At 55.8% G+C, this 18,056-nt stretch carries 16 protein-coding genes; 12 read left to right on the top strand and 4 right to left on the bottom strand.

Going from position 1 to position 18,056, the window contains the following annotated elements; genetic code table 11:
- Positions 1-63 precede the first annotated feature (63 nt).
- Positions 64-405, bottom strand: a complete 342-nt coding sequence (locus BLQ17_RS01840; RefSeq protein WP_092219187.1) for a hypothetical protein — start codon at positions 403-405, stop codon at positions 64-66.
- 415 nt (positions 406-820) lie between these two features.
- Between BLQ17_RS01840 and BLQ17_RS01845 the strand changes: the two genes are divergently transcribed.
- The 3 genes from BLQ17_RS01845 to BLQ17_RS01855 all read left to right on the top strand — a co-directional run bounded on the left by BLQ17_RS01845 (position 821) and on the right by BLQ17_RS01855 (position 6,702).
- On the top strand, positions 821-2,329 hold the full coding sequence (locus tag BLQ17_RS01845) for an efflux transporter outer membrane subunit (RefSeq protein ID WP_092219189.1): 1,509 nt from the start codon (positions 821-823) through the stop codon (positions 2,327-2,329).
- A complete protein-coding gene (locus tag BLQ17_RS01850; RefSeq protein ID WP_092219190.1) occupies positions 2,307-3,593 on the top strand; it encodes an efflux RND transporter periplasmic adaptor subunit in 1,287 nt (428 codons plus the stop codon). The genes BLQ17_RS01845 and BLQ17_RS01850 overlap by 23 nt, the downstream gene beginning before the upstream one ends.
- A 67-nt stretch (positions 3,594-3,660) precedes the next feature.
- Positions 3,661-6,702, top strand: a complete 3,042-nt coding sequence (locus tag BLQ17_RS01855) for an efflux RND transporter permease subunit (protein WP_092219192.1) — start codon at positions 3,661-3,663, stop codon at positions 6,700-6,702.
- A gap of 37 nt (positions 6,703-6,739) precedes the next feature.
- Here BLQ17_RS01855 and BLQ17_RS01860 read toward each other — a convergent pair whose 3' ends face one another.
- Positions 6,740-7,270 (bottom strand): NlpC/P60 family protein, encoded by a 531-nt coding sequence (locus BLQ17_RS01860; RefSeq protein WP_143005412.1) that lies wholly within the window; start codon positions 7,268-7,270, stop codon positions 6,740-6,742.
- 258 nt (positions 7,271-7,528) lie between these two features.
- Between BLQ17_RS01860 and BLQ17_RS01865 the strand changes: the two genes are divergently transcribed.
- From BLQ17_RS01865 to BLQ17_RS01905, 9 genes are all read left to right on the top strand, one after another.
- A complete protein-coding gene (locus tag BLQ17_RS01865; protein WP_092219196.1) occupies positions 7,529-8,473 on the top strand; it encodes a D-2-hydroxyacid dehydrogenase in 945 nt (314 codons plus the stop codon).
- A gap of 232 nt (positions 8,474-8,705) precedes the next feature.
- The gene (gene pdhA / locus BLQ17_RS01870) at positions 8,706-9,821 is read left to right on the top strand and encodes a pyruvate dehydrogenase (acetyl-transferring) E1 component subunit alpha (protein WP_092219198.1); all 1,116 of its coding nucleotides are present in this window, start codon (positions 8,706-8,708) and stop codon (positions 9,819-9,821) included.
- Positions 9,814-10,794: an alpha-ketoacid dehydrogenase subunit beta gene (locus BLQ17_RS01875; protein WP_092219200.1), complete on the top strand. Its 981-nt coding sequence runs from the start codon at positions 9,814-9,816 to the stop codon at positions 10,792-10,794. Before pdhA ends, BLQ17_RS01875 begins: the two co-directional genes overlap by 8 nt.
- Before the next feature lie 13 nt (positions 10,795-10,807).
- A complete protein-coding gene (locus BLQ17_RS01880) occupies positions 10,808-12,094 on the top strand; it encodes a dihydrolipoamide acetyltransferase family protein (RefSeq protein WP_092219202.1) in 1,287 nt (428 codons plus the stop codon).
- Between the two features lie 28 nt (positions 12,095-12,122).
- The gene (locus tag BLQ17_RS01885; protein WP_092219204.1) at positions 12,123-13,517 is read left to right on the top strand and encodes a dihydrolipoyl dehydrogenase family protein; all 1,395 of its coding nucleotides are present in this window, start codon (positions 12,123-12,125) and stop codon (positions 13,515-13,517) included.
- A gap of 202 nt (positions 13,518-13,719) precedes the next feature.
- The gene (locus tag BLQ17_RS01890; RefSeq protein WP_092219206.1) at positions 13,720-14,658 is read left to right on the top strand and encodes a ketopantoate reductase family protein; all 939 of its coding nucleotides are present in this window, start codon (positions 13,720-13,722) and stop codon (positions 14,656-14,658) included.
- 80 nt (positions 14,659-14,738) lie between these two features.
- Positions 14,739-15,245 carry a ferritin family protein gene (locus BLQ17_RS01895; protein ID WP_092219208.1) on the top strand — a complete coding sequence of 169 codons (507 nt, stop codon included), beginning with the start codon at positions 14,739-14,741 and terminating at the stop codon, positions 15,243-15,245.
- A gap of 127 nt (positions 15,246-15,372) precedes the next feature.
- Positions 15,373-16,050 (top strand): metal-dependent hydrolase, encoded by a 678-nt coding sequence (locus BLQ17_RS01900; protein WP_092219210.1) that lies wholly within the window; start codon positions 15,373-15,375, stop codon positions 16,048-16,050.
- Between the two features lie 59 nt (positions 16,051-16,109).
- Positions 16,110-16,565, top strand: a complete 456-nt coding sequence (locus BLQ17_RS01905; protein ID WP_092219213.1) for a tellurite resistance TerB family protein — start codon at positions 16,110-16,112, stop codon at positions 16,563-16,565.
- A gap of 104 nt (positions 16,566-16,669) precedes the next feature.
- Here BLQ17_RS01905 and BLQ17_RS01910 read toward each other — a convergent pair whose 3' ends face one another.
- The gene (locus tag BLQ17_RS01910) at positions 16,670-16,882 is read right to left on the bottom strand and encodes a dodecin family protein (protein ID WP_092219215.1); all 213 of its coding nucleotides are present in this window, start codon (positions 16,880-16,882) and stop codon (positions 16,670-16,672) included.
- Between the two features lie 378 nt (positions 16,883-17,260).
- A complete protein-coding gene (locus BLQ17_RS01915; RefSeq protein ID WP_092219217.1) occupies positions 17,261-17,941 on the bottom strand; it encodes a hypothetical protein in 681 nt (226 codons plus the stop codon).
- Between the last annotated feature and the right edge of the window lie 115 nt (positions 17,942-18,056).

Consider the following 18,056-nt stretch of genomic DNA (forward strand, 5'->3'; position numbering starts at 1 on the left):
TACCCCCACCGGTGACTCCCGACCATGTGTTGATGAAAAAACGGACTTGACTTCCCCTTCGAGTTACAACGCAAGGTTATATTTTTCCCGCAGTTTCCGGTGGCGAAAAACCGATGCGGACGCGGCAGTGAAGAGGGCAACTCCGCCGACAATGAGCACCAGGCGGCCCCACGGCAGCCCCGCATCCTGTCGCCATTGCACCAGGATATAAAGAGTCCTCAGCCATTCCGCCGCCGCCAGATAGATGAGCACCTGAATGGTCCTGACACTCCATTTCCTGGTCCAGAACAGCAGCAGCGGAGCCAACAACCAGCAGAGGGTAAGTAACTGGTTGCCCATCCTGGTAAAATGGGCGGCTATCAAAAGAAAACTGAAGAACACGGGCAGCAGCCTGAGAAAATTCATATCCAACCTCCGACAGTTCATTGCGGTGAGCGGAGAAAAGCGGCCCGGACATTATCCCAATCGGCGCCACACCACATAATATTTTTATTTTCAATATGTTGCACAACTTATCTCTATTTTATAGCATTGACCGGACATTTCCTTGACCCATGTCAATAATTTCTTTCTCCCATCGGCTTTCACTCCCTGCGCAGCCGGTTTTATCGGTGTTATTACTGTGCCGCAGCAGCTGTGGCGTACCGGAAAAAAAACCAGGTCTTATGGCGACAAAGACGGATTTCACGAAAGTGATGGCCGTTGCCGTTATTTTCCGACACGGTTGACACTACCCGGCCGATGTTATTGATTGAAATAACTATCCAATCGTGTATATGAAAACAACACCGGGTAATTATCAGAGCTATGGGGATGTGTTATGGTCCGCAGGATAAAATCGCTTTTTGCCAACGTTCAAGCCCTTGAAACCGTGCTGGTCACGGTTCTGGTCGTTCTTTTGCTGAGCGGCTGCATCGGTGTGACCAAACGAGACGACCTGCCGGTTGCAATCCCTGAGAACTTCTCCGAAGGCGGGAGAGTTCCCTATGACCGGAAATGGTGGCTCGAATTCGACGATCCCCAGCTGCAAACACTGGTCGAGCAGGCCTTGGGCGGCAACCTCTCCCTTCTGGCGGCAAGTAACCGTATCGCCGAAGCACGGGCGATAGCGGCAAAGGCTGGCGGCGATCTCCTGCCTCAGGCAGAGGCGGCCGGCTCTGTTGATTCGGTGCGCGATCATCGCCGGGGGAGCAGTGCCGACTCTTTTGTTCTCGGGATCGGCGCATCCTATGAAATAGACCTGTGGGGAAGGCTTGACGCCACCAGGAACTCCCTGGTCCTCGAATCCGAGGCCAGCGAATCAGACTATTACAACGCTGTTGCCGACCTGAGCGCCCAGGTCGCCACCGTCTGGTTCAGACTGTCCGAGGCGTTGCTGCAAAAAGACCTGTTGCACCGACAACAACAGACAAACAGTAAGCTGCTTGAGCTGATAACCACACAATACCGTTTCGGCCGAGCCCAGGCGGCAGATGTACTGCAGCAGACACAACTGGTGGAGGGGGCCAACGCCGATCTAGCGTCGGTGCGGCTGGATATAAAGCTTCTCAATCATCAGCTTGCCGCCCTGGTCGGAACCATCCCCGAAAGTGAGCTTCCAGCGCCAGCGCTTTTACCCGAACTTACCGCTCTGCCCGTAACGCCCCTGCCCGCCGACCTGCTCCTTAAGCGACCGGATGTGCAAAGCCGCAGGAAAAAACTGCAGGCTGCCGATTACAGGGTCGCGGCCGCTGTTGCCGACAGACTGCCGCGGCTGTCGATATCGGCCGATATTTCAACCGGAGGGAGCAGGAGCAGCGACCTGTTCTCCGACTGGTTCACGTCGCTTGGCGCCAACCTGCTCGGCCCATTGATCGACGGCGAAAAACGGGCAGCCGAAGTAACCAGGACCAGAGCCGTCGCCAGGCAGAGATACTACGAACTGGGCCAGACAATTCTCAACGCCCTGGTTGAGGTGGAAGACAGCCTTATACGGGAAAAGGAGCTGCGAAACGTCATTGCCAGCCAACAGATTCAACTGCGGCTTGCAAAACAGACAATCACCCAGGTCACCACCCGCTACCGCCAGGGTGCCGAGGAGTACCAGCGGGTACTCCTGGCCTTGATCTCCAGCCAGAACCTGGAACGGCAAATTCTCACAAGCCACAGACAACTCCTGGCCAACCGGGTCGAACTCTACAGGGCTTTGAGCGGGAGAATCGACGGCACCTGGACAGCACCGCACAGGCAGCCGGATAGACAATCCGGCGCGATCCCCGAATCATCCCCCCAGTTACCCACGCTTTTACAACAAAAAGGGTGCGAATATGCCGACACCGCAACAGAGTAAACAACCAGCGAACCCGCAAGGGAAAAAGAAACTCTCCACCGCCGCACAGGCAGTGGCTGTCTTTCTCATTATCGGTGGTGCGCTGCTGGTGGGGCGCCACTATACCGCTTCCCCGCCCAAGGTCGCCACCGGAAATGTCGTCAAGCGGGTACAGGCCGTTACCGCTGAGGCGGTTGAGGTCGCCTCCGGACATTTCACCATTGAGGCGATGGGTACGATCATTGCCGCACAGAAGATCGATCTTCTCTCCAAGGTGGCCGGAGACATCGTCCGGGTAAGCGATGAGTTTACCACCGGCGGGAGCTTTCACCGGGGAGATATGGTGATCGATCTGGACCAGGAGGATTTCAACCTAACACTGAGGCAACTGCAGAGCGAGGTAATTAAAGCTCAGAGCGATTACCAGCTGGAACTGGGAAACCAGCGGATCTCCAGAAAGGAATATGAGATCCTCGGGGAACAGGTCTCTCCTGAAGAGCAGGAGCTGATGCTGCGCAGGCCGCAGCTGGCCATCGCCGAGGCAAACCTCATGGCCGCCCGGGCAAAACTGGACCAGGCGCAACTCAACCTTGTGCGCACCAGGATCACCGCCCCCTTCAACTGTGTCGTGCTCAGCAAAAACGTCGACGTGGGAAGCAGGATAAGCCAGGCGACGGCGCTGGCCCAGCTGGCAGGCACCGACGTTTTTCACCTGGAATTGACAATTCCCACCGGACAGCTTGAAAGGGTCGCTCTTCCTGACCGAAATGACGGGGTCGGCTCCAGTATCCGCGTATTTATCCAGCAGAAAAACGAAGCTGGGAAGTGGCGCACAGGAAGAATCATCGGGCTGGCACCCGGGCTTGAACCAAAGGGCAGGATGGCGGTGGTTATCGGTGAAGTGGCCGATCCGCTGTCGCTGTTGCCGGAAAATAAAGACAAGACCAGGCTACTGCTCAACTCCTATGTCCGGGCGGAAATCGACGGCAAGGAGTTTTCCGGCCTGCCGCAGATATCCAGGGCCTATCTCCGGGATAACAATACGGTGTGGCTGCTCACCGGGGATGGCAAGCTTGAAATCAGGGAGGTCAAAACGGCCGGGTTGAACCGGGACAAAATTATCGTGTCTAAAGGACTTTCCGGCGGCGAGCTGCTGATCACCTCCGACATAAACAGGCCTATCGACGGCATGGCGCTGAAGCCGGTCCGGACCGAGAAGACACCGCAGATCCAGGGTCCGACACCGGACTCCGGGGTGTCTGCCACCACACAACCACAACAATAAGGGGGCGGCTTTGCAGACTGTTTTACCTAAACAATCACCCCAGTCACCAGGCGGTGGTGTTGGTTGGATGTTGCACAACCGGGTCACCCCGAATCTGCTGATGATCATTCTCCTGCTCGGCGGTTTCTACATGAGTTCGAAAATAACCAGGGAGGTGTTCCCCTCCTTCGAGCTCGACTATATCTCCATCCGCGTCCCCTATCCCGGAGCGAGTCCGGAGGAGGTTGAACAGGGAATAATCCTGGCGGTGGAAGAGTCCATCCAGTCCCTGGAAGGAATACATGAGATAGTTGCGACCGCTGCCGAGGGCAGCGCGCTTGTGAGGGCTGAACTGGAGGAAGACGCCAAACCGCAGAAAGTTTTGCAGGACATCCAGCAGGAAGTCGACCGGATAACCACCTTTCCCGATGATGCGGAAGATCCCATAGTCTCACTTGATGCCATCAAGCGCAGTGTCCTCCAGCTCAACCTTTTCGGCGACACCACTGAAAGGCTGCTGCGCGATACCGCTGAACGGGTCCGTGACCGGCTGCTCCAGCAGAAGTCCATTACCCAGGTGGACATTCGCGGCGGCAGGGACTATGAAATCGACGTGGCCGTTGTCCCCGGCATGCTGAGAAAATACAATCTGACCCTTGATGACATCAGCAACGCGATCGGGAGCCATTCCGTGGAGATCCCCGGGGGAAAGCTGGAGACCGGGGGCGGCGAAATCCTCTTGCGGGTAAAAAACAGAAGCAGCTGGGCGTCCGATTTCGCCCGGTTGCCGATCCTCGCCAGTGAGACGGGAGCGACAGTCCTGCTTGGCGAAATAGGGGTGGTGCGGGAATCTTTTGCCGACGCCACCCGCTCGGCGACCTATAACGATAAACCGTGCATCCAGCTCGATGTCTTTCGTGTCGGCGACCAGACTCCTACCGGGGTCTCGGAACAGGTTAAAACCGCGATGGCCGAGATCGCCAGGGATCTGCCGCCGGGTATAGACTGGGCCGTCTCCAGCGACAGGTCGGAAATCTATAAGCAGCGCCTTGAACTGCTGTTAAAAAACGCCGCCATCGGTCTTTTTCTGGTGCTTATCCTGCTGGGATTGTTTCTTGAACACCGGCTCGCCTTCTGGGTGACCATGGGAATTCCCATCTCGATCCTTGGCAGTCTTCTTTTTCTCCCTTTTTTCGATGTCTCGATAAATATGATCTCGATGTTTGCCTTCATTATATCGCTTGGCATCGTGGTCGACGACGCGATCATTGCCGGAGAAAACATCTATGAATACAGGCAAAGGGGATTTTCCTATGTCGATGCGGCTCTTGCCGGCGCAAAAGACGTCATGGTGCCTATCACCTTCAGCATCCTTACCAACATCGTCGCTTTTCTGCCGATGGCTTTTGTCCCTGGGGTGATGGGCAAGGTGTGGCGGGTGATACCGCTGGTGGTAATCACCGTCTTTACCATCTCGTGGGTCGAGGCGCTGTTTATTCTTCCGTCGCACCTGGCCCACTCGAAAAAAAAAGGGAAAAGTATCCTCTTCGCCCCGATAGTAAGACTGCAGCGCGGTTTGAGCAGCCGCCTGCACCGGTTCGTCAAGAACAGATACACCCCGGGTCTCAGGTTCAGCCTCAGGTATCGATATATAACAGCGGCTGCTCTTGCCGCGGTCCTGATCATCACCTTCAGTTATGTTAAAAGCGGCAGGGTGCGCATGATTCTCTCCCCCCGGGTTGAATCCGACCAGGCGGTTGTCACCGCCACCATGGTGGTTGGCAGTCCACTGTCAGCCATGGAGGCGGCGCGGGACCAGCTGGTTGACGCGCTGGCTGAGGTAGCTGACAGCAACGGCGGCGACCGGCTGGTTCAAGGGGTCTTCGCACTGATTGACGGCAACAGTGTCCTTGTCAACAGCTATCTGCAGCCCCCCGACATCCGCCCTCTCACCACCGCCGCCGTGGTCAGGAAATGGCGCGAGGCGACCGGGGGGATCGTCGGCGCGGAATCGGTACGTTTTGAGTCGGACAGGGGCGGGCCGGGACACGGCGCTTCCGTTTCCGTTGAACTCAGCCATCGCGATATCGCAATCCTCGAGCAGGCAAGCGCGATGCTGGCGGACAACCTGCAGCAGTTTTCTTCCGTCAAAGATATAGACGACGGCTACACCCCCGGGAAAATACAGTACAACTATAAACTCAACCGCTGGGGGGAAAGCCTCGGCCTCACCTCCTACGATATCGGCCGCCAGATACGCAACGCATTCCAGGGCGGTATAGCCGTCCGTCAGCAGCGGGGAAACAACGAAGTGACCGTGCGGGTGCGTTATCCCGAAGACATGCGGCAAAACGAATTCACCATCGAAAATTTTCTCGTTGCCACCCCGGCCGGGACCTATGTGCCCTTAAACGAGATTGCCACCCTTGACAAGAGCCGCGCCTACACCAGTATAACCAGGAGGGACGGCAGGAGAACAGTCACCGTATCGGCCGATGTCAACCCCATCGGGGATTCTGGTATCGTCATGGCCGAACTCAACAAGACGGTGCTGCCAGGGCTCGCCAGGACTTTTCCCGGCCTCACCTACGAATATACAGGCCGCCAGGCGCAGAGAACTGAAAGTGTCGGTAAGCTGGGAGAAGGATTTCTTTTCGCCCTCGGAGCCATCTATTTCCTGCTGGCCGTGCCGTTTCGCAGCTACATCCAGCCGGTTATTGTCATGATCGCGATCCCTTTTGGCATTATCGGAGCTATATTCGGCCACATGTTAATGGACTACCACCTCAGCCTGATGAGCATGATGGGGATAGTCGCCCTGTCAGGGGTCGTGGTGAACGATTCACTGGTGCTTGTCGATTTCGCCAACAAGCAGATAACGCGAGGCGCCGCCCCTCTAGAAGCCATCGCCAGTGCGGGAGAGCGCCGTTTCAGGCCGGTCATGCTTACCACCCTGACCACCTTCGGGGGACTGGCACCGATGATTTTTGAAACCTCACGTCAGGCCAGATTCATGATCCCCATGGCTATATCACTCGGTTTCGGCATCGTTTTTGCCACCCTGATAACCCTCATCCTGGTGCCGTGTCTCTATATGATCGTAGAGGATCTGAAAAAAATGGGCAGGTAGAACCAATCCCCGGACATTGAGGTTCATCTGATTGTTTTCACAATTCAAAGCGTTTGGCCTGCCAATACCGTTTTTGCCAGTACGGATCGTGAATGCTCGATTTTACCACCCCCCTGGAGCTGGAAGCGTGGACGAAAGAACCTTCACCATAATAAATTCCCACATGCCTGGAAAAAAAGCCGGTCTTGAAAAACACCAGATCTCCCGGGCGCAGAGATTCACGTTTCACCCGCACCCCCATCCTGGCCTGCTCATTCACCGTGCGAGGCAGATTTTTGCCAAAAAGCTCCCGGTAGGTGAGCATCGCAAACCCGGAGCAGTCAACTCCGCTGCTTGACGTTCCCCCCAGCCGATAGGGCACTCCCAGCCACTGTCCGATATAAGCGTCTATCCGGATTTTCAGGTCACCGCCGACACTCTGTTTTGGTGTTGACAACAGCTGGTCACCGGACGCAACGTATCCCACCTGGTGGTACCGCAGGCATCCGGCCTGGGCTACTATCAGCAATAAGACGGCGCCCCACCTTGTGGCCGTCCTGAACCACACCACGTTCACTCTGCTTTCCATGTCCCTGTTAAAAAATTTTCTGCAAGCCGCCCGCCGACAGCCAGCGCATCGGCCGACCCGGCGGAACTTTAACCGTTCCAGGCCGTCGCCCCCGGCTGCCACTTCAGAACAGCCACCGGACGATACTCGTTTATCATCCCCGTGATAACTGGTATGATATCATATCCGATTTCAGCACCAAAGTACCGAACAATAAATACGACCAGGCTCAACACACCACAGGGGCTGAACCACAGACAACTCTTTTTAGGAGCAACCATGAAAGCGGTTTTTCTCGATCTCAAAAGCCTTGACGATATTGATCTGACAAAACTTGAGCGCCGTTGCAGCGAACTGCAGCTCTACCACACCACAGAAGCAGAGGAAATTATCGACAGAATTGCCGGCGCCGAACTGGTAATAGTCAACAAAGTCAGGCTGACCAAGTCGGTGTTCGAGAACGCACCTGCCCTGAAGCTGGTCTGCGTCGTAGCCACCGGAACCGACGTGATCGATCTTCAGGCGGCGTCCGACTGCGGGGTGGCTGTCTACAACTGCCGTGCTTACGGCACCAGCTCGGTGGTACAGCATGTATTTTCCCTCCTGCTCTGCCTGCAGACAAACATCATCGCCTATCACCGCGCAGTGCAGCAGGGCCGCTGGCAACAATCCAGCGGTTTCTGTTTTCTCGACTATCCGATCAGCGAGCTGAGCGGCAAGACCATCGGTATTCTCGGTTACGGCACCCTTGGCAGAGCGGTGGCCGAAACCGCCCATGCGTTTGGCATGAAAACAGTGATAGCGACACGACCGGGAGCCCCCCCCGACGATCGGCCCACCCTCGATGAGATACTCCCCGAAGTCGACGTACTCTCCCTTCATTGTCCGTTGACACAACAGACCAGAAACATCATCGACGCAAGGGCGCTGAGCCTGATGAAACCCACCGCAATACTTATAAACGCCGCGCGGGGCGGCCTCGTGGATGAACATGCGCTTCTCTCCAGCCTGCGACAGGGACAAATCGGCGGAGCCGGCATTGACGTATTGTCCGAGGAACCTCCGAAAAATTCCAACCCCCTGCTGGAAGCCTCCCTGCCAAACCTGCTGGTCACCCCGCACATCGCCTGGGCCAGCAGGGAGGCAAGAGAGAATATCATTGAGCAGACGGCGGAAAATATAACTGACTTTCACCTTGGCAAGAGTACCAGACGGGTTGTCTGAAAAAATCGTTTTTCGTCCTGTTTCTGTCACGGCAGACCTCCGGCTGCTCCCTCAAAAGGACCACATTGTGGCGGCTGTGAATTTGAATTTATCTCAATCATAACTATATTTTTCCCACCAAGACACGCGACAGCCATTTCCGGCGGCCCTTGCGGCCAAAGGAGATGGCAACAGGCGGTAAACCCTGACTGTACTGCATGCTTCGTATAACTATTTTAAAAGAGGTTGTGACATGGGCAGAAATAAACTCGACATCAACCATCGGCTCGACTACCTCTCTATCCTTGATGAAAACGGAGTAGCCGTTCCCTCTCTTGAGCCGGACATCGACGAAGAGCTTCACCTGAAGATGTATCGCTTCATGCTGCTTGGCCGACTCTTTGACGAACGGATGCTGGCTCTCCAGCGGCAGGGCCGCATCGGGACCTTCCCCCCCATTTCCGGCCAGGAAGCCGCCCAGATCGGCAGCGTCGCCCTGCTCAAAAAAAGCGACTGGTTTGTTCCGTCCTTCAGGGAGACGGCGGCGGAGCTGATGCGCGGCCGCTCAATGGAGAATGTACTGCTCTACTACAACGGCTACAACGAGGGAACAATCATTCCCCCTGACCAGAAGGATCTGCCGATGTCTGTCCCGGTCGCCTCGCAGATCCTCCACGCGGTGGGGATCGGCTGGGCTGCCGGATACAGGAACAGCGGTGAAGTAGTGATGACTTTTTTCGGCGACGGCGCCACCTCCGAAGGCGATTTCCATGAAGGGCTCAACTGCGCATCCGTCTACAACACCCCGGTTGTTTTCATCTGCCAGAACAACCAGTGGGCGATTTCGGTACCCATAGCGCGGCAGACCCACTCCACCACCCTGGTACAGAAAGCGCTCGCCTACGACATGGCGGGTATCCAGGTGGACGGCAACGATATTCTCGCGGTCTATTCGGCAACAAGGGAGGCGGTGGAACGGGCCCGGCGGGGCGATGGCCCGACCCTGATCGAATGCGTCACCTATCGGGTGATGATGCACACCACCGCCGACGATCCCAAAAAATACCGCAGCCAGGATGAGGTTGAGAGCTGGAGAGCGCGGGATCCCCTGACGAGATACCGCACCTACCTGCTGAATAAGTCGATCCTCACCCCGGAAAAGCAAGAGCGTCTTGAACGCGAGATCAACGATCAGATCGAGAAGGCGGTGGCGACGGCAGAACTGAAGATGAAAGATCTGGGAGATCCCCTGGACATGTTCGACCACCTCTACCAGAGTCTTTCTCCTGAACTGCAGGAACAGAAGAAAAACCTGGCGACCTATCTTGAAACTGCACACCCTGTGACAGGAGGGGAAGATCATGGCTAGGATGACAATGGTTGAAGCACTTAATCTTGCCCTGAGACAGGAAATGGAAAGAGACGACTCCGTCATCCTGCTCGGTCAGGACATTGGACTTGACGGGGGAGTGTTCAGGGTGACCGACAAGCTCATCGAACAGTTCGGCGACAGCCGCGTGGTCGACACCCCCCTCGCCGAAGCGTCCATCATCGGCATGGCCGTCGGCATGGCCGTCCACGGACTGCGCCCGGTTTGTGAGATTCAGTTTTCCGGATTTGCCTACGAAAATTTCCACCAGCTGGAAAACCATGCCGCACGGATGCGGTGGCGCACCAGGGGGCGCCTGACGGTGCCGATGGTGATGCGGGCCCCTTACGGCGGCGGGGTCCGGGCCCTTGAACACCACGCCGAAAGCAGGGAGGCCTACTGGGCCCACACCCCCGGATTGAAAGTGGTCGTCCCATCGGGCCCGAGAAATGCACGAGCCCTGCTCGCCAGCGCCATCCGCGATCCGGACCCGGTAATCTTCTATGAAGCCAAGGCACTCTACCGGGCCTTCCGCGAGGAAGTGCCGGAAACGGAAGAACTGATCCCCCTGGGTGTGTCGCAGGTGGCCAGGCCCGGCAAAGACCTGACCATCATCAGTTACGGCGCCATGCTCCGCCATGCCATTGAAGCGGCGGAAGAACTGAGCAACCAGGACCGGATAGAGGCGGAAGTGATCGATCTTCTCACCCTGTCCCCTTTAGACGACACCCTGATGGCCAGATCGATCGAGAAAACCGGCAGATGCGTCGTCGTCCACGAAGCGCCGAGGAGTTACGGCCCGGCGGCTGAAATCAGCGCACGGATCATGGAAAAATCGTTCTATTATCTTGAAGCGCCTATAGAAAGAGTGACGGGATATGATATTATTATCCCATATTTCAGTCGGGAAAAGCACTACATTCCACACTCCGGGCGCATAGTTCACGCCGCCCGTAAATGTTTGAATATATAACCAGGGAGAATCAATGAGCCTGTCATTCCAGTTGCCCGACCTGGGCGAAGGAGTCCATGAAGCCGAAATACTCGCGATACGGGTAAGGGTCGGACAAGATGTCAAGGAAGGCGACATCATTCTCGAGATAGAAACCGACAAGGCCGCAGTGGAAATTCCCTCGCCCTACACCGGTACCGTAAGCGATATCCTGGTACAGCAGGGGGACATGGCCACAGTGGGCGACACCCTGCTCACTTTTGCCCTCCAGCCCGAGGGTGAAGTCGCCGAGACAAAAGAGGCGCAACAACGGAAAGAACAACCCGACCAGCCACCGGCAAGGACGAAAGGACGCCCCGTTCCCGCGTCCCCCTCCACCCGCAGGCTTGCCAGGAAGCTCGGGGTGGATCTTCACCAGATCTTAGCCACGGGGCCCGGAGGATTGGTCACCAGGGAAGATGTGGAAAACCATGCGCGTCACCAGGCGGACCCATCTGCTGAACCCGTAAAAAAAGACTCCGTTTCCAGCGCCCGGACAGAACCGGTGGCCCCACAGCCCGCTGTGGACCAGGACGAAGAGCTGACAGGAGCAAGCGAGCCTGGAGCGATTGAGAGAATTCCCCTTCGCTCGATCCGGCGGGCAACAGCCGTAAAAATGGCGTCTTCCTGGTCCAGAATTCCCCACGTGTTCTGCCGGGACAATGTCGACATTACCGACCTCGAAGCGTTTCGCCAGAAACATAAACAGGAGATCGAGGAGAAGGGCGGCAGGTTGACGGTGACGATCTTCGCCATCAAGGCGGTGGCCACCGCGCTGAAGAATTTTCCCCACTTCAACGCAAGTCTTGACGAAAAGAAGCAGGAGATCGTGCTCAAGCACTATTTCAACATCGGTCTCGCCGTGGACACTGAAAAAGGGTTGCTGGTGCCGGTGATACGTGATGTCGACCGCAAAAGCATAAAGGAGCTGTCCGTTGAGGTCAACAAGGCGATAACGGCGGTCAGCAACGGCAAACACACTCCCCAGATGATGCAGCAGGGGACCTTTACCATAACCAACGCCGGGGCGCTGGGCGGATATGAGTTTTCGGCAATAATAAACCACCCGGAGGTGGCTATCCTCGGTCTGGGCCAGGGCCGGCTGCAGCCCGCCGTGAGAACTGACAGACGCGGCCGTCAGGAAATTGTCCCCCGGCTGCTTATGCCGATCATGCTCTGTTTCGACCACCGGGTTGTCGACGGCGCGGACGCTGTCAGGTTCCTGCGTGTTGTCATCGATGCGCTCGAAGACCCGGAAGAGCTGTTGATGAGTATGATTTAACCTACAGAAGACAGTGGAGTGCAGTGGTATGGTAATGGGCGATATGGAAATGCGCACCGATCTCCTGGTTGCAGGCGGCGGTCCGGCAGGATACAGCTGTGCGATCATGGCCGCATCCCTGGGGCTTGATGTGACCCTGGTGGATACTTTTTCTCGGCCGGGCGGAAACTACCTGCACCGCCACTGCATCCCGGCAAAAATTCTCTATCGCCTGGTAGAGGGGCTTGAGGAGACGCGAAAGTTGCGCCAGGCAGGAGCCAGGGGACTGGAGCCGGGAGTCGACCTCGATATCCTGGCCGCCTACCGTAAAACAGTCACAGACCGGCTCGCCGAAAGGATTGAGCAGCAGTGCCGGCAGCAGTCGGTGCTGGTGCTCACCGGACGTGTCTTTTTTGAGAGCAAGACATCGGCCAGAATCCTTGACTCGGACATAAACCGACTGCGTTTTGGCCACGCAGTTATCGCCACCGGCACCAGGCAAAAACTGTTGCCGCCAGAATTCTTGGCCGATAACAGTGGAATACTCGACCCGGCAAGGGCCCTTGACTGCGGCCGTATCCCTGAAAAGCTGCTGATTGCGGGGGGGGGACATACCGGACTTGAACTGGGCACCATCTATGCCGGACTGGGAAGCGAGGTCACGGTTATCGAACAACAGTACAACCTGCTCCCAACCCTTGACCGGGACATGGTGGCGCCGCTTGCAAACAGTCTGAAAGACCAGTTTGCCGCTCTTATTCTCGGCGGAGTGATCCAGGAAATTGACAGGACAGGGACCGCCTTCAGGGTGACCTGGAGCAGTCGGGACAAGACCCACGTCGCTGACTACGACTGCGTCATCAACGCGCTGGGCCGACAACCAAACAGTGACGACCTCGGTCTTGAAAACTGCGGCGTTCAGGTCGACGAACACGGCTTTATCGTGACCGACCAGCGCCAGCAGACAACCTCTCCGACTATCTTTGCCGCAGGCGACGTGACCGGAGGGGAGCTGCTGGCCCATAAGGGGATGCAGCAGGCCATTGTCGCCGCCGAAAACATCTGCGGCCGCCGGAGCGTCTTTGACGCAATCGCCATCCCCAACACTCTTCACACCCTGCCGCAGCTCAGCTGGTGCGGGTTGACGCAGACCATGGCCTTGTGCAACGACATCCCCTGCGACATACTGAAATATCCATGGGATCTTGCCGACGGGCCGCAGGTGGACGGCACCCGCGACGGATTGACGAAGCTGGTGGTCGACCCCGGTTCCGGCAGGATACTGGGCGGCGCAATAACCGGAGCCCGGGCGGAATTCCTGATCAACGAGATCGCTCTCGCAACCGAGATGGGAGCCCTCGCCGAGGATCTTGCCCTGACGCTTCATCCCCAGACCGGTATTGCCCGGACCATAAGCGAGGCGGCGAAACTTTTCGACGGCTGAAAAGACTCTTTCTTGAGAGCCGGCGTGTTTTCCAGGCTGGATCGGTGCAGCCGCAGCAGCCACCGGTTTGCATTAACAATGCGCTCAAGATAAAATATATAGTGCAGATTCAAGTTGCAAACAGCATACACCGCTGGTTGCATCCACTCTGGTCCGGCAACTGTCGCTGCCGGCTCAACCATCTTTTAGCAGGAGGGGATATATGCGGATTGTTATTCTCGGGGGCGGAGCGATTGGCAGACTTTTCGGCTCGTTTCTCATCAAGGGTGGCAATAACGTAACCCTGATAGAAAACAACAGGATAACCCTTGATGCGCTGCAGAAACACGGGATCGGGCTTCAGCCGGACAACAGTTCCGCCGAGGAGGTGGACCGCTATCCGATAACCGCCCTGGAGTCGGCTGATTCGATCGATGCTGCCGACCTTGTTCTCGTTCTCGTCAAATCCCAGGCGACGCTCGCCGCAATAAAGGATGCGGCCCACCTGATCGGCAACGACTGTCCCCTCCTCTCGATCCAGACCGGGCTTGGCAACCTGGAAATTGCCAGCCAGATCATCCCCAGAGAAAATATTCTTATGGGGATCACCTTCATGTCCGGGACAGCGCTCACCGAGGGCAAGGTCAGCAAGGGCGCGGGGAACAAGACCTACATCGGTGAAATCAACGGTACCTTCTCCTCGAGGCTGGAGAAGATCAACACCATGTTCAACCGGTGCGGAATAGAGACCCAGATGGTGAAGAGGATAATCGGCCGTCTCTGGTGCAAGGTGCTCACCTACTCTGCGATAAACCCGGTATCGGCAATACTCCAGGTTCCCAACGGGGTTCTTGTCTCCAGGATGGAATCGATCACCCTGATGAAAAGACTTCTGGATGAAGGCCAGGACGTAGCACGGGCGCATTCGATAGAACTGGTCTATCCCGACCTTTACGAGCTCCTCTTTGACGCGTGCGAGAACAGAGCCAACAATCTTTCGGCGATGCTCCAGGACATTCTCAACGAGCTGCCGACGGAGATCGACGCGCAAAACGGTGCCATCGTGAGATACGCCAAAGAACGCAACATCAGCGTCCCTACCCACCAGACCATGGTGGAGCTCATCAAGCTGCAGGAATGTTGGAAACCGGAGTCGAGATAACTGCCTAACGATCCGCCATGGGACACCATTTTGCAGTTGTCACCACCACAATACCTGCGACACAACAAGGGAGAATCCCAATGACATCACAGGAAATTTTTACCAGCGCGCTTGTTTATGAAAGGAAAATTCGTGACCTTTACCGGCAGGCGGTCACCGTCATAGACGACCGGCGGGGCAGGCAGATCTTCGACGCCCTGGCCAGAGACGAACAGTCCCACGTGGATTTTCTTGAGTACAGCCTTGAACAACTGAAGAAAAACGACAATATCGACATTGAAAAGCTGCAGACTCCGATCCCGACCAGAAAGCAGATAGAGGCGGACGTCGACAAACTCAGGACCGCCATCCCCGAAAAAATGCTCGGCGATGTCAAGAGGGTGCTCGCCAGCGCTTTGAAACTGGAAAAGGAGACCTCTGCCTTCTACCGGGACGCCTGTGCCAAAACCGAAGGGGAAATAGAGAGTATACTGAAAAAATTTCTCGACATTGAAGAACGCCATGTGGATGTGGTACAGATAGAGCTTGATCACGCATCAAACAGCGGGCTCTGGTTCAACTTCATGGAAGTGGACCTGGAAGCATAGCCTGGTGCTTGGTGCTGTTTAATGGTGCTGTGATCCAGCAACAGCAGTGGCACCAGACAACCCAAAAGACCATGATAAACTACAGATTCCATCTGTAACTTTCAATCATCTGCAGCAGGAGACGGTAATGAAACTGCGATATTTTTCCCATTCTTCCTTCCAGATAACCACCGACCAGGGGGTGATTCTGCTCATAGATCCCTTCCTGGACGGCAACCCGAACTCTCCCGTCAGCTCGGACGAGGTCAACGCCGACTACATTATCCTGACCCATGGTCACGGCGACCACCTTGGCGACTCGTTCAAGATAGCCGGTCGTACCGACCCGCTGTTCATCTGCGTCAACGAACTTGCAAACTACGTTGCCGCCAAAGGGTTCAGGGCGCATAATATGCATATCGGCGGAGGCTATAATTTCGATTTCGGCAGGCTCAAGTTCACCATCGCCCACCATGGCTCGATGACACCGGACAACACCTACGCCGGGGAACCAGCAGGCGTTGTGCTCACTTGCGGTTCAACCTCCATTTACCACACCGGGGATACCGGTCTTTTCTACGATATGAAGCTGATAGGAGAGATGACCAGGATCGACTACATGCTCGCACCCATAGGGGACAATTTCACCATGGGAATCGACGATGCGGTAAAAGCGGTGGAACTTGTCGACCCCAGAGTCGTTATCCCGATGCACTACAACACCTTCCCGGTTATTGAGGCGGACCCTGAAGAATTCAGGGAAAAAGTCACCGCTATCGGTAAAAAAGCGCGGATCATGTCATTTGGTGAAGAAATCGAGCTGTAAACCGTTTCACCCTAAACCAGATCCATCCGCCGGTATATTTCAATTTTCATGGAGTAACAATGCTTGGTGCCATAAAAAAACTGTTCGTTAACAAAACAGCCAAAACTCCTCCGGCAATAGAAGATCCCCAGATCCCGTTCTGTGTGCTGCTGCTCGAGGCCGCCCACGTTGACGGAGAGTGTTCTGACCTGGAAAAAGAGCACATGATTGCGACCCTGGTAAAGGAATGTGGTATCACCAGATCGGAAATAGACGACTTCCTCGACAAGAGCGATACCGAGCGCAGGGAGTCTGTGGATCTGTTCAGGTTCACCAGGTACCTGAATAACACCATGACCAAAGAACAGAGAATCGAGATGATGGAAGCGGTCTGGCGCATTATTCTCATCGACGGTCATCTCGAACAGCACGAAGACCACTTCGCCCACAAACTGGCGAACCTGCTGCGCCTCACCCACTCGGAACTGATAGGGGCAAAACTGTCAGCCCGTAAACAGCTGGCAAATCAGCACTAGCCGTTTCGGGCTGACCGGACAGTATCGTTCTCCAACCGCTGAAAATTCCCGTTTTGATCAAAACTTACAACCATCCCGACGAGGAGGACGATCATGGGAACAGATCATTCGGAGAGAATTTTAAAAGAAAGTTTCACTTTTGCCCTGTACGTTACTCCCTTGCCGTCTTCAATCTTGAGGTCAAGGGTTTCAACCTCGGCAATACGGAGATCGCGAAGACTCAGGCCGGCGGACTTGATCGCATTCTGTGCGGCATCTTCCCAGCTGTCAGGGCTTGAGCCAACCATTTCAATAATTTTGTAAACGCTTTCAGACATTGGCATTCTCCTTGGTTTGAGGTGAGTAAGATACTTCCCGCCACATGCTGCCCAGTAGTGGTAGCCCGGAGCAGCAGTTCACACCAGAATACTTCCGTACCGATTGAATTTGTTTGAAATGTGTCGAAAATGTTTTAATGACTCATTGTATCGTGAAGCCGCGAAAAAATGAAGGTGAAATTCGATCGAGTCGATCCGCCCGCAGATAATTGTTCCGCGGTGCACTATTTGGGGCCGGTCTCTTTTCAAAAAGATTTCAGGTGGTACCGGGACTACTGACAGCGGGAAGAGCGGCGATGGTTACCAGGCCAGACGGGTGGGACCACCCGGTCCGGCCTCCCTGGTGGAGGCCGGACCGGGCTGCGAAAAAAAGCGGGACTATCTCGTAATAACCGTTGTCCAGCGGCCATCGGTTGTCTTCATCGTAGCCGTATTGCCCCCGGTTACAGTTCCGACATAAGTGGAACCGGTATCGTTGTACATGACGAGTTGCTGTGATTCGACGTCAAAACGCCATGTTCCGCCGCCGACTTTATGCTCGCCGCTGCTGGTATAGAGGTCGTAGGAGTGTCTTCCCAGGGTATAAAAATTATACTGGCCGGTATAACTGCTGGTGCCGTCGAATCTTTTTCCCTCCGCGTTCCAGACCCCCTGGACCTGCTCGGCGGTGAGACGAACCTCTCCGTCGCCGCCAGAGCCGCCGCCGGCAGCAAGTCCTATTCCCAGACCGATAACCGCTACCGCGCCGGCGCTGATGCCGACTTTAGCCGAGGTTGACAACCCTGCCCAGGTACCCTCGCCATCCTCTTCCTGTTCGCCATCCGCTTCCTTAGAGGTTGCAACATCCGCCTCCCCGGTGACGACGGCGTCCGCTTCCTCGGTGGCGACACCTGCCGCGTCCTGCTCTTCTATCTGCGCTTGTGCGGTCGGCGTTTCACTTTTTTGGGCAAAGAGATTTACGGGCTCAAGACTCTGCAGGAGAAACAGAGCGGAGACTGCCAGCACAAAGATTTTTGATTTTGCTCCCCAGTGATTGAGTGACGCATTTGAATTTTTCATAATCATGTTTTCCTGAATAGAATTTATTCTTCCAGACCCGGAAACCATGACAGGTCGAGGTTGGGGTGTGTGCGGAGTCAAATCGATGGTGACAGGGAAGCTGTCAACATCAATT

Origin of the sequence: Desulforhopalus singaporensis, assembly GCF_900104445.1 — a bacterium.
In the GTDB taxonomy this organism is placed as follows: Bacteria; Desulfobacterota; Desulfobulbia; order Desulfobulbales; family Desulfocapsaceae; genus Desulforhopalus_A; species Desulforhopalus_A singaporensis.